Origin of the sequence: Paenilisteria portnoyi (genome assembly GCF_014322795.1) — a bacterium.
GTDB classification, from domain to species: Bacteria; Bacillota; Bacilli; order Lactobacillales; family Listeriaceae; genus Listeria_A; species Listeria_A portnoyi.
Genome location: NZ_JAASTT010000003.1, coordinates 81032 through 92353, shown reverse-complemented (window position 1 = coordinate 92353; position 11322 = coordinate 81032). Strand labels below are relative to the sequence as shown.

The window sequence follows — 11322 nt, the reverse complement described above, 5'->3', positions numbered from 1 at the left end:
TTTTCCGGTGTTAAATTCACAATTACCTTCTATTATATCATTTTCTACGCAAAACAAAATACCGCAGGCCCGAAAAATTTGAAAAAAGCAGCGCGGAATAAAGTCCCACACTGCCAAATTTGTTTATTTAGTTAGTCCAATCATGAATCCACCGGCACCAACTAAAATAATTCCGATGATAACAAGGATAAGTTCGCGTTTTGTCTTTTTCTCACCAAGTAGTAGAATTCCACCTAGCGTCGAAATGACAACACCCATTTGCGAAAGCGAGAAGCTGATTGCTACACCGATAACCGTATTCGAAATGAGTAGCGCCAAGTTCCCAACACTCCAAATCACACCTGGAATAATACTAAGCCACGTTTCTCGTAAAAAGAAAGTTTTGCGATCTTTAAATGAGAATGCAACGGCCGCAACAACCATCCCGACAGCTTGTGGCAGAATTGCTTCCCAACCACTGATGTCAAACGCTTTTAGAATAACAACATAGGCAACATAGCCCAGCGAAGAAATAATTAGCGCGACCATTCCTTGCTTCATGTTGCCATTTTTTGATTTATGTTGTTGGTATGATGTTAGTGTAATCCCAACGATGATGAAAAATAATGCTGAAAAACCGAGTACTAATTTAGCAGTCGTGCCCCATTCATGAAAAACGAAAACACCGAATAATGAGGTCCCGACTAATTGCATCCCTGTCGAAAGTGGCATTGCCTTGGAAACTCCGATATGTGTAAAGGCGCGAAACTGGTTCAGTTGCCCCACAGTCCAGAATATCCCCGATACAAAACTTACCAATAGAATCGTCATTGTAAACTGTGGTGTGGAATAGAAATACATGCCAATCGCAAAAATCAGCGCCCCAAATGTTACGCCAAGTGTCTGCTGATATGGCTTACCACCAATTTTAGAAACAACAAGTGGCATAATCCCCCACATGACCGCTGGAATAAGTGCAATTAAAATTTCCATAAAAAAACTCCTCTCAAATCTGTAACATTGTCTAATTGAGCTAAAAAAAACAAAATTTGCAATTATAGAACATTTTCAGTACAAATAGCGCCACAACTAGCTTTATACCCTTTTTCAGAAACAATAATCATTTTTTTTGCATTAAATGATAATTTCGTCTAGCTTTTCTAGGAAATTCTTGGTATTATAGATAATAGACCAAAGAGTTAGGAGGTAAGAATATGAAATCTACAGGTATGGTAAGAAAAATTGACGAACTAGGACGTATCGTAATCCCAGTTGAAATTCGTCGTAACCTAGGCGTTGCTGTTAAAGATGCTTTAGAAATTTACATCAATGAAGATGAAATTATCCTAAAGAAATACACAGCTAGCAACCTTTGTGACATCACTGGTGAATTTTCCGATCAAAACAAACAAGTTGTTGACGGTAAATTAACACTTAGCCGTGATGGAGCTGAGAAATTAGTAGCTGACATTCGTCGTCAATTCGGCGATGATATCTAATACTACAATCCAAGAAAGTATCCTATTTGAAAGCGTGCTAGCCTCAAATAGGATGCTTTTTTGTTTGGGTTCTTACGAAGCGTACTTTGCTGAGTCAGAACCCAAATATAAGAGCGAACGTAGTGAGTTGTTAATCCTTTGTTGGGTTGAGCCTACTTATGGGTAAATCGGCGGCAAGCGTTCGCATTGTTGTGGCTCTTATGAAGCGTAGTTTGCTGAATTAGAGCCTCAATATGCATGAGAGCAAAGCGAGCATGTAATCCATTAGTGTTCGGTAGACTTCGATTCTCCACCAAACCGTTGCAATACAAACCCTTTCGCTCGATTTATTTAAAGCAAAATATAGATCCTACACAAAAAGAATAAAGACTTAAAGACCTAAAGTCTTAATAAATCATAATTTACTCTTCTATCACCACGAACGAGGTTAGTTTTGAGATTTTGGCGTCTGGTATGTTACTTTGGAAGGTGAAGATGTCGGAGAAGTAGACGTGTTTGCCTTTTTTATTTGTGACGGTTCCGTGGGCGGAGCCTTCTTTGCCATGGCTTATGAGTGATTGGACTTCTAGTATGTTGACAGCTTGGAGATTGGCGATTAGTTCTGCGATGAACGCGTCCCGGCCTTTGATTTGGAATTCGCCTGGTACCGTCCACACGAACGACTCTTCTAATACGCTTTCGAGTGTGGCTCTGTCGCCCGACGCGGATGCTACAAGGTAGTCTCGGATCATGCGTTTTTTCGGTGCATTGTCGCAGTCAAAATCACAGACTACCGCGAAGTCTACTCCAGATAGAGAGATTTCTTTTGTCTTTTGTGTAAATGCTAAACCGCTCCCCGCCAACGCTTCTTTTAAAATCCCCATTGCTTTTGGGCCAACCCCGTGTATTTTTAACAGCGTTTTTTCGTCATGTTCTGCTACTTGTTCGAGTGTCGTTATGTCCAGAAGTTGTAACGCGTTCGTTGCTGGTTTACCGATATTGGGTAGTTTCGTCATTTGGAATCCCTCCTTTTTCTATTACCATCATTATAACAAGGATAGACATTTTTTCACAAAAAAAGACCCGCGCGATGACGAGTCTGATTCATTATAATTCGTGATACGCTTGGTAAACTTCGCGTTTTGGAAGCTGGCGGGTTTTCATGACTTGCTTAATAGCTTCTTTGGAGGAAACGGATTCTTCTTCCATCACTTTTTCGACGTGCTCTTTGATTGGCATTGTCTCCCACCAAACTTCTTCGTCTTCGCTTGGCGCATCGTCATTTCCTTCTACAATGACGCAAAATTCACCGCGGATTTCAGTTTCTTTCGCCCATTCTAGCGCTTCTTCCACCGTTCCACGTAAAAATTCTTCATACTTCTTCGTCAACTCGCGGCATAATACGATTTTGCGGGTGCTTCCGATTATTTTGTTCATCGCTTTTAAAACTTCTTTCAAGCGGTGTGGTGATTCGTAGACAATCCACGTTTCTTCGCGCCGATTTAGCTGACTCAGCGCTTCTTCACGGTCTTTGTTGCTTCGTGGCAGGAAACCGTAAAAGAAGAATGGTTGTGGCGCTAGGCCTGACGCGATAAGGGCGGTGAGCGCTGCGTTCGCGCCTGGTAGTGGCACGACGGTGATTCCGGCTTCAATCGCGGCGCCTACGAGTTCATAGCCTGGGTCGGATATCGACGGCATACCTGCATCACTCACGACGGCAATCGTTGTCCCTGTCTCTAATTTTTCGATAAGTTCATCTTGACGCGTCGTTTTGTTGTGTTCATGGTAGCTCATCATTTTTGTATGTATGTCGAAATGGTTGAGCAACTTGATTGTGTTCCGCGTATCTTCTGCCGCAATTAAATCCGCTTCTTGCAAAATTCGAATCGCGCGCATCGTCATATCTTCTAAGTTGCCGATTGGTGTTGGAACTAGGTATAACGTGCCTTTCGTGCTGTCTGTCTCACCAAAACTTTTCTGGTTCTTCATGTCCTGTCGCCCTCCTTCTTTTCTTGTAAATATTGATCTTTATCTTTGCGTACTAATTTTTTAAAAGCAGATTCGGCTTTTGTGGCCTCAGATCGTGTCTCGAAACATTCTGAGTGGATGACTCTGACTGGGCGCCGATTTCGCGTGTATTTGCAGCGAATCCCAGCGTTATGTTCAGCTTCACGGCGTTCTACATCGGTCGTATAGCCGCCGTAATAGGAGCCGTCTTTGCATTCCAATACATAAAAATAATGTGTATCACTCTTCGCCATAAAGTAGCTCCCTCACTTGCGTTGTGTATTCGCCATCCGCATTCTGCACGATGATTGGCGGCAAATACTTCACGCCAGGTTTAGCGCCTTTTATGCCTTCCACCAAAATCGTATTCGCTTCTCGTTCCACACGTGGATGCACAAACTGGACCCGCTTCGGCTCCAAGCCATATTCTCGCATAATATCAATGATTTCAAGCAAACGCTCCGGACGATGAACAAAGCTCGCCTTGCCGCCTTGTTTCAGTAAATCCGCCGATACCTGAATCGTATCACGCAACGTGCAATGCACTTCATGACGTGCGATTCGCAAATGCTCATTTTCATTTTTGATACTAGTCGATTCCAGCGCGAAATACGGTGGGTTGCAGATGACAAAGCTATTTTTTCCTTTGCCAAGAATCGGCACCACTTCACGCAAATCTTGTTGTAAAATTTCAATCTGATCCTCAAGCCCATTGTATTCCATGCTACGTCGCGCCATGTCTGCCAAGCGTTCCTGAATCTCCACACCAATAATCGGTACTTTGGTTCGCGAGCTAATCAACAAAGGAATAATGCCATTGCCGCTACACAAATCGATAATGCGCCCACCTTTTTGATAGGGTATGTAGCTAAATCGCGCAAGTAATACTGCATCTAGCGAAAAAGAAAATACAGACGGGCTCTGAATAATTCGCAAGTTCTCCGCTAATAAATGATCTAATCGTTCGTCTCCTACTAACACTCTTTCGTTCCCCCATATCATTTCAAAAATGGCCTTCCCGCAAAAGAGAAAGCCATTTTTTTCACTTCTTATTCAATAACGACATGCAGAACAGACAATCTTCATCGTTTCCGCGCGGGCTTCCAAAATGCACGTTGCAAATATGAAAACCTTCTTTATACAGTTTGACTAAATTATCATATCCTTCGCCAACTTCAATCATTTGGCGCATCGCTTCTTTGCGAGCAGGAGCCATTGCACCTAACTCTTTTTCTGCTGGTATCCGGCTCACATGTTGCTCGCCATCGAGTTCTTCCAAACGGCGACGCAAATGCTCATTTTCTAAGTTCAGACGATTATTTTCTTCCAACATATCGCCTAGATTTTGCTTTAAGTCGCCAAGTTGCTGATATAACTCGCCGATTTGTTCTTCCATATTGCTGACTGAATCAAAAAGGGCTTTTTTATCCATATGGGTTCACCTCAGGACTTCGCGGGTTCTTTTGAAAAAGCATTAAAGGGGCGTAATTCTTCTAATGCATATTCAATGACCGCGTCTTGATCTGGTAATCTAACTTGCATAATTCGGCCGAGTAGATTAATGCCGACTACACGTGCCTTGCCATCAGGTGTCACAACATGTTGACCGACATCAGGCATTTCTTTCTTCGCTGTTTCATATTCATCGTTCTCATATTTCAAACAACACATTAAACGACCGCAAAGTCCGGAAATTTTCGTCGGATTTAGTGATAAATTCTGGTCTTTCGCCATCTTAATTGACACTGGTTCAAAATCACCTAGAAAAGTCGAACAGCATAGCATCCGGCCACACGGACCAATTCCGCCAAGCAACTTCGCTTCATCACGTACACCAATTTGACGTAATTCAATCCGCGTACGGAAAATCGATGCCAAATCCTTCACGAGTTCACGGAAATCGACACGCCCTTCTGCGGTGAAGTAAAAGATGATTTTATTACGATCAAATGTATAATCGACGTCCACTAAATTCATCTCGATTTTGTGTTCAGAAATTTTCTCGTCACAGAGTAAAAATGCGCGCTGACAAGAGGCCGCATTTTCTTCGACACATTTATAATCAGCATCTGTAGCAACACGTAACACTCGTTTTAGAGGCATAACAACATCCTCTTCATCGACTTCGCGTGGTGCAATAACCGCTTTTCCGAACTCAATTCCTTGTGCATTTTCGACAATAACGCCTTGGCCCTCGACAATTTTGAGTTTCTCAGGCGAAAAATAATATATTTTACCGGCTTCCTTAAAACGAACGCCTACAACTTTTGGCAATTGGACTACCTCCCTTGAATTTTGAGTACGAGTTGCTCCATCAATAGCTGGGTGTTCATGTTGGAGTCTAGTTTGCGCTTGGCTCCAAGAATGATTTCCATTTCAGCAGTCGTATCTGTGAGTGACTTTCGCAGTATGTCCTGCTTTAACATCGATGCTTGCTCCATGCAAATTGGACGATAATCGTCGTTTAGCGATAAATGCAAACGGTCCCGATAGAGCAATAGCAACAACTCTAGGCCTAAATGTAGCTGTGTTTTGTCCTTGAAAACGGGCATCCATGATTCTTGAATAAGCAACATCGGATCCACACCTTGATGATGCAATCCTTCATAAAGCTTCACCGTCACGTTGCGCGCTTCGGCAAACCATTCGTCCTCGTTCCAAGTAATGGCCTGTTCCGCATTTCCAGCGACACTCGCCAACACACGGGCCTTTTGTTCTAAAATGCCTTGCGCTATCAAATCGCTGACAAAAGCTTCAAATGGCAAAGCTCGAAAGCTCACCGGTTGCAATCGCGACTGGATGGTTGGCAAGATTTGTTGTGGACTCGCAGTCAGGAATAAAATCAACATACCGCCATCTGGTTCTTCTATAAATTTAAGCAAAGAATTGGCAGATTGCACCGTCATTTTATCCGCGCTGTTGATAATCAAAACCTTGCGATCCGATTCCATACCTCGCTTAGACAGTTCCTGCTTCAATTCCCGTACTTGATCAATTTTGATACTGTTGCCATCTGGTTCTAGCCAATGAACGTCGGGGTGGTTATCATTTTCGATTCGCAGGCAATTATTGCATGTCCCACAAGCTAACTCGCCGTCACTTTTCTCCAAGCAAAAACGGGTCTGGGAAAGCCATTTAGCAGTGCGTTTCTTACCAGTTCCACGCGCGCCTTCTAGCAAATAACCATGCGCCAATCGGTCTGTCAGAATACTTTTGATGAACAGTTGCATCGCGATTGGTTGCATCGCTAGCAGATCAGCTTGTCGTCCCACGAAAAAACCCCTCCAATCATTTCTCTACATTATAACATGACGGACAAGGTTATGGCGCAAATTTTGCCAAAAAAATTGCGTTAAAATTCTTCGCCGCGCATTATCGCAAGGACACGCGTATTCGGGAGGTAACGCTTTATTTCGCGTAACTTAGCATACGTATCTAAGTCGTCCGTATACTCCGCGAGCTGCATCGCGACCGCGCTACTTCTACTCACACCAGCATTGCAATGTACCACGATCTGGCTGATATCGGCAAACTGGTCAACAAAATCGTGAATAATCGTCGCATGTTTCTTATTGAAAAGAAGCATTTCGTCCGATTCTTTCTCACTAAGTCCCCAATAATCATCCTCTTCATTGATGTCATTGAACTGAATCTCTAAAATCCCTTGATACTTTCCGGGATCTTTTATTGGTACAAACGCTTTATCTTTATCCGCAATGCGAATCATAATCGGTGTTTTTCCAATCGGGTCAAAAGATGTCGCGATGACTTCGGGTAAAGCGATAATGGGCAATGTATACGGATCGAAGTCAATTTGGCGATGTTTCTCGTTAATATAATTAGCCACTACGTTCACTCTCCTCATAATTAAGCAGCTTTGCCTACTATTTCATTCTAGCATTTATTCGTGAATTTCCCTATCGTTAACGCCTTGTTTTGTGCAACTTTTCACTTTGTCCGAAACAGACAAACCTTTTCAAAAGTTTATGTAAAACGTCTAAGGAAATCAGTTTCAGAGCATGCTATATTTAACATATCAGGAGAAGGCTTTCTCACAAACATGAATTTAAAGCGCTTTCTTTCACAAAATCAACTTAGTTTTTCGCTTATTTTAAGCATTATTTTATAGATAAAGGAGGAAAAAATGGTATGGTTCAGGTGGATAATGCGCAACTAGAGAAATATCGATCTCGCGGATATAGCGACGATCTACTGCCTAAAACAGAGAACAAACGGACATGGGGTACGTTTAACTATTTCACATTGTGGATGGGTTCTGTACATAACGTTCCTAACTATGTAGCAGTCGGCGGGTTTCTAATACTCGGATTGTCAACGGTTAGTATCATGGCAGCTATTATTGTAAGCGCCTTTATTATCGCCGCGGTCATGGTTTTAAATGGGGCTGCTGGATCAAAATATGGTGTACCTTTCGCGATGATTTTGCGGGCTTCTTACGGGGTTCGTGGCGCGCTTTTCCCAGGGATTTTAAGGGGTTGTGTCGCAGCCATTATGTGGTTCGGCTTGCAGTGCTATGCGGGATCGCTCGCCTTTCTGATTTTAATCGGCAAAATTTGGCCTGGCTTTTTAGAGATTGGCGGGGGCATCAATATTTTAGGGATTACGATTCCTGGCTTGATTGCGTTCTTGCTTTTCTGGGCGGTCAATGTCGCAATTGGATTTGGCGGGGGCGGTGTTTTGAACAAGTTTACCGCTATTCTAAATCCTTGTATTTACATTGTGTTTGGGGGAATGGCGATCTGGGCGATTTATTTGGCGGGCTTTGGCAATATCGTGAATTACGTGCCGGCTAACGTCCAAACTGGTGGGAACTCGATTTTCCTATTCCTTGTCGTGATTAACGCCGTTGTTGCGGTTTGGGCGGCACCTGCTGTCAGCGCATCGGATTTCACGCAAAATGCTAAAAGTTTCAAATCGCAAGCATCTGGGCAAACGTTCGGGCTTGTGGTAGCGTATATTTTATTCGCTTTGGCTAGTGTCTGTATTTTGGCGGGCGCGAGCATTCATTATGGCACGGAAACTTGGAATGTGCTTGATATTGTGCAAAAATGGGATAGCCTGTTTGCATCGATTTTCGCCGTCTTGGTTATTCTGATGACGACGATTTCAACGAATGCGACGGGAAATATTATTCCAGCGGGATATCAGATTGCTGCGATTTTTCCGAAGAAGTTAACGTATAAGCACGGTGTTATGATTGCGAGTATTATTAGTGTTCTGATTTGTCCGTGGAAATTGATGGAGAATCAGGCGAGTATTTATTTATTCCTTGATATTATCGGTGGGATTCTCGGTCCGGTTATTGGCGTGATGCTAGCCCATTATTTCATTATTATGCGCCGACAAATCAACTTAGATAGCCTCTACACAGAACCTGGTCAATTTTCTTATTACAAAAATGGCTTTAATTCGCTCGCGTTTGTGGTGACCATTGTTGCCGTCATTATATCGCTGAGCGGTAAATTTATCCCAGTCTTGGAGCCCGTTTCCAGACTTTCATGGTTCGTCGGTGTGATTGTGGCTTTTGGCGCATATGCCCTGTTTGCCTCGCTTCACCGCAAGAAAAACCCATCGTTTTATGAAGAAAATACAGATGTTCATAATAAAAAAATAGGAGTTGAAGGAAATGAGTTATGATTTAATTATCAAAAATGGAAAAGTGATTTTAGACACGGAAGCAGTAATGACAGATGTGGCAGTAACGAATGGAAAAATCGTGGCAATTGGCGCGGGACTTGGCGAAGCGAAAGAAGTCATTGATGCAAGCGGACTTATTGTTTCCCCAGGTATGGTCGACGCGCACGTGCACATTTCGGAACCTGGTCGTACGGAATGGGAAGGCTATGAAACGGGAACAAAAGCAGCGGCAAAAGGTGGCGTAACATCGTTCATCGAAATGCCACTCAACCAACTACCAGCAACGATTGATCGTGAATCTCTAAATCTCAAATTTGACGCGGCAAAAGGCAAACTTAGCGTTGATGTAGCGCTTTTTGGCGGACTTGTTCCACATAACTTAGATCGCTTGAATGAGCTGAATGAAGACGGTGTTGCGGCTTATAAATGCTTCCTAGCAACGTGTGGCTTCGATGGTGTCGATAATGATTTCCGTAACGTCGACGATTATTCTTTCTTCGCTGGTATGCAAAAAATCGCTAAAATGGATAAAATTCTAGCAATACACGCCGAAAATGCGTTAATATGCGATGAATTAGGCAAAGTCGCTCAAGCAGAAGGCAAAACATCAGCGAAAGATTATGTCGCATCACGCCCTGTTTTCACAGAAGTGGAAGCCGTACGTCGCGCCATTTACTTAGCTAAAATCGCAGGATGCCAAATCCATATCTGTCATTTGAGTACTCCAGAAGGCGTGGAAGAAGTAACCCGCGCGCGTAATGAAGGCCAAAAAGTGACGTGCGAATCTTGTACCCACTACTTCGCGATTGACGAGGAGCAATTTGAAACGATTGGTACCACTGCGAAATGTGCTCCACCGCTGCGCGACAAAGCGAATCAAGATCGTCTTTGGGAAAAACTTTTTGCAGGTGAAATTGATTTCGTAACTTCGGATCACTCGCCTTGCCCTCCAGATATGAAAATTGGCAATGCGTTCACAGCTTGGGGCGGAATTTCCGGATTGCAAAATAATGTCGATATTATGTTCGATGAAGCGGTGCAAAAACGTGGCATGGAGTTAACCCAATTTGCGAAACTGATTGCCTCGAATCCAGCAGATCTTTATAAGTTAGCGGATAAAGGTCACATCGCGATTGGCAAAGATGCCGATTTCGCATTGATTCAGCCAAATGCACCGTATACGCTTGCCGCTAAAGACTTGGAGTATCGTCATAAAGTTAGCCCGTATATCGGTCGCACAATCGGCGCACAAGTCGTGACAACCGTGCTTCGCGGTTCCGTGATTTATGATAAGGAAAACGGTGTTCGTGATACGCATGAAGGCTCGTTTGTATTGCAAAACTCGAAAGAAACCGTTCAATAAAGTTTTTTCAGCAGGCTCTGTGTATTTTTCGCAGAGCCTGTTTTATTTTTCGCGTGTTGCTGTTATACTTGTAGTAGCTAAATTATGATTTATTGGAGGCCGAATATGAGCGTAACGACGCAGTTTCGAAAAGGTGCGCTAGACATGTGTGTGCTTTACATTTTGCAGACGGATGATTTTTATGGCTATGATTTAACACAACAAATAAAAAAACATATACCTATCACGGAAAGTACGTTGTATCCACTTTTGCGACGACTTGTGAAAGATGGTTATTGCGCGACATATACAGTAGAATCACCAACTGGGCCACAACGGAAATACTATCATATCACGCATCAAGGTCGGATTTTTTTGAAAGAGACATTACAAGAATGGGATGAATTCACGGCAAGTATCGCAGCTTTACGAAAGGAGATCAAACCAAATGAATAGAACCGATTTTTTTGAAACATTGCATCATGGTCTGCGTTCTCTCCCTGAAGACGAGCGTGCCAGTATTATCAAAGATTTGGACGAACACATCGCGGTAAGTTTAGAGAACGGGATTTCGGAAGCTGATGCCATTGCTTTGCTAGGAGACCCTACTGATATCATCGATCAATATGTGCAGGAAGCTGTTGCGGTTCCTAAGCGCGTACAACAACCCATTATTCAAAAATCGATGCCACAACCAGAGCCGCCTCAAGTTCAGGTGAAAACGAAAACAGATAAACCCGCCAACAAGCAGATTTCTCCGTTTAAAATCGTGCTGATTGCAGGTATGTGTTTTATTATATTGATGCTGCTTTTGGATGCATTGGATTAAAAATAGCAACTTGGATTCATGTTGAAAAA

Annotated in this window: 14 protein-coding genes; 5 read left to right on the top strand and 9 right to left on the bottom strand. The window is 43.0% G+C overall.

Translation table 11 applies throughout. From position 1 onward, the window contains the following. Nucleotides 1–123 precede the first annotated feature (123 nt). Complete coding sequence (locus HCJ66_RS03235) at nucleotides 124–972, bottom strand: GRP family sugar transporter (protein WP_187131862.1); 849 nt, start codon at nucleotides 970–972, stop codon at nucleotides 124–126. Nucleotides 973–1193: 221 nt separating this feature from the next. On the opposite strand from HCJ66_RS03235, the gene HCJ66_RS03230 reads away from it, so the two are divergent. Then, nucleotides 1194–1478: an AbrB/MazE/SpoVT family DNA-binding domain-containing protein gene (locus tag HCJ66_RS03230; RefSeq protein ID WP_036060638.1), complete on the top strand. Its 285-nt coding sequence runs from the start codon at nucleotides 1194–1196 to the stop codon at nucleotides 1476–1478. A 401-nt stretch (nucleotides 1479–1879) separates the two neighbouring features. Here HCJ66_RS03230 and HCJ66_RS03225 read toward each other — a convergent pair whose 3' ends face one another. The 8 genes from HCJ66_RS03225 to HCJ66_RS03190 all read right to left on the bottom strand — a co-directional run bounded on the left by HCJ66_RS03225 (nucleotide 1880) and on the right by HCJ66_RS03190 (nucleotide 7311). Next, entirely contained in the window at nucleotides 1880–2473 is a 594-nt protein-coding gene (locus HCJ66_RS03225; protein WP_187131861.1) for a DNA-binding protein, read from the bottom strand. Between the two features lie 91 nt (nucleotides 2474–2564). Further along, nucleotides 2565–3446: a 16S rRNA (cytidine(1402)-2'-O)-methyltransferase gene (gene rsmI, locus HCJ66_RS03220; protein ID WP_187131860.1), complete on the bottom strand. Its 882-nt coding sequence runs from the start codon at nucleotides 3444–3446 to the stop codon at nucleotides 2565–2567. Next, nucleotides 3443–3718 carry a GIY-YIG nuclease family protein gene (locus HCJ66_RS03215; protein WP_187131859.1) on the bottom strand — a complete coding sequence of 92 codons (276 nt, stop codon included), beginning with the start codon at nucleotides 3716–3718 and terminating at the stop codon, nucleotides 3443–3445. Before HCJ66_RS03215 ends, rsmI begins: the two co-directional genes overlap by 4 nt. Then, a complete protein-coding gene (locus HCJ66_RS03210; protein ID WP_187131858.1) occupies nucleotides 3705–4466 on the bottom strand; it encodes a tRNA1(Val) (adenine(37)-N6)-methyltransferase in 762 nt (253 codons plus the stop codon). Before HCJ66_RS03210 ends, HCJ66_RS03215 begins: the two co-directional genes overlap by 14 nt. Nucleotides 4467–4506: 40 nt before the next feature. Further along, a complete protein-coding gene (gene yabA / locus HCJ66_RS03205) occupies nucleotides 4507–4896 on the bottom strand; it encodes a DNA replication initiation control protein YabA (RefSeq protein WP_187131857.1) in 390 nt (129 codons plus the stop codon). 11 nt (nucleotides 4897–4907) lie between these two features. Beyond that, nucleotides 4908–5738, bottom strand: a complete 831-nt coding sequence (locus tag HCJ66_RS03200; protein WP_181677099.1) for a PSP1 domain-containing protein — start codon at nucleotides 5736–5738, stop codon at nucleotides 4908–4910. Between the two features lie 5 nt (nucleotides 5739–5743). Further along, nucleotides 5744–6736 (bottom strand): DNA polymerase III subunit delta', encoded by a 993-nt coding sequence (holB, locus tag HCJ66_RS03195; protein ID WP_187131856.1) that lies wholly within the window; start codon nucleotides 6734–6736, stop codon nucleotides 5744–5746. Between the two features lie 80 nt (nucleotides 6737–6816). Continuing rightward, nucleotides 6817–7311: a dual specificity protein phosphatase family protein gene (locus HCJ66_RS03190; protein WP_187131855.1), complete on the bottom strand. Its 495-nt coding sequence runs from the start codon at nucleotides 7309–7311 to the stop codon at nucleotides 6817–6819. Between the two features lie 302 nt (nucleotides 7312–7613). Here HCJ66_RS03190 and HCJ66_RS03185 point away from each other — a divergent pair, with 302 nt between their 5' ends. The 4 genes from HCJ66_RS03185 to HCJ66_RS03170 all read left to right on the top strand — a co-directional run bounded on the left by HCJ66_RS03185 (nucleotide 7614) and on the right by HCJ66_RS03170 (nucleotide 11293). Further along, nucleotides 7614–9122, top strand: a complete 1509-nt coding sequence (locus HCJ66_RS03185) for an allantoin transporter (RefSeq protein ID WP_187131854.1) — start codon at nucleotides 7614–7616, stop codon at nucleotides 9120–9122. Next, nucleotides 9112–10485, top strand: coding sequence for an allantoinase AllB (gene allB / locus HCJ66_RS03180; protein ID WP_187131853.1), 1374 nt, complete (start codon nucleotides 9112–9114; stop codon nucleotides 10483–10485). Before HCJ66_RS03185 ends, allB begins: the two co-directional genes overlap by 11 nt. Nucleotides 10486–10590: 105 nt before the next feature. Beyond that, nucleotides 10591–10920: a PadR family transcriptional regulator gene (locus HCJ66_RS03175; RefSeq protein ID WP_036060655.1), complete on the top strand. Its 330-nt coding sequence runs from the start codon at nucleotides 10591–10593 to the stop codon at nucleotides 10918–10920. Continuing rightward, entirely contained in the window at nucleotides 10913–11293 is a 381-nt protein-coding gene (locus tag HCJ66_RS03170) for a DUF1700 domain-containing protein (RefSeq protein WP_187131852.1), read from the top strand. Before HCJ66_RS03175 ends, HCJ66_RS03170 begins: the two co-directional genes overlap by 8 nt. Nucleotides 11294–11322 lie beyond the last annotated feature (29 nt).

Excerpts from the sequence above, each read along its gene's own strand:
- HCJ66_RS03235 (WP_187131862.1), bottom strand. The coding sequence starts at position 972 with ATGGAAATTTTAATTGCACTTATTCCAGCGGTCATGTGGGGGATTATG.
- HCJ66_RS03230 (WP_036060638.1), top strand. The coding sequence starts at position 1,194 with ATGAAATCTACAGGTATGGTAAGAAAAATTGACGAACTAGGACGTATC.
- HCJ66_RS03225 (WP_187131861.1), bottom strand. The coding sequence starts at position 2,473 with ATGACGAAACTACCCAATATCGGTAAACCAGCAACGAACGCGTTACAA.
- rsmI (WP_187131860.1), bottom strand. The coding sequence starts at position 3,446 with ATGAAGAACCAGAAAAGTTTTGGTGAGACAGACAGCACGAAAGGCACG.
- HCJ66_RS03215 (WP_187131859.1), bottom strand. The coding sequence starts at position 3,718 with ATGGCGAAGAGTGATACACATTATTTTTATGTATTGGAATGCAAAGAC.
- HCJ66_RS03210 (WP_187131858.1), bottom strand. The coding sequence starts at position 4,466 with ATGATATGGGGGAACGAAAGAGTGTTAGTAGGAGACGAACGATTAGAT.
- yabA (WP_187131857.1), bottom strand. The coding sequence starts at position 4,896 with ATGGATAAAAAAGCCCTTTTTGATTCAGTCAGCAATATGGAAGAACAA.
- HCJ66_RS03185 (WP_187131854.1), top strand. The coding sequence starts at position 7,614 with ATGGTTCAGGTGGATAATGCGCAACTAGAGAAATATCGATCTCGCGGA.
- allB (WP_187131853.1), top strand. The coding sequence starts at position 9,112 with ATGAGTTATGATTTAATTATCAAAAATGGAAAAGTGATTTTAGACACG.
- HCJ66_RS03175 (WP_036060655.1), top strand. The coding sequence starts at position 10,591 with ATGAGCGTAACGACGCAGTTTCGAAAAGGTGCGCTAGACATGTGTGTG.
- HCJ66_RS03170 (WP_187131852.1), top strand. The coding sequence starts at position 10,913 with ATGAATAGAACCGATTTTTTTGAAACATTGCATCATGGTCTGCGTTCT.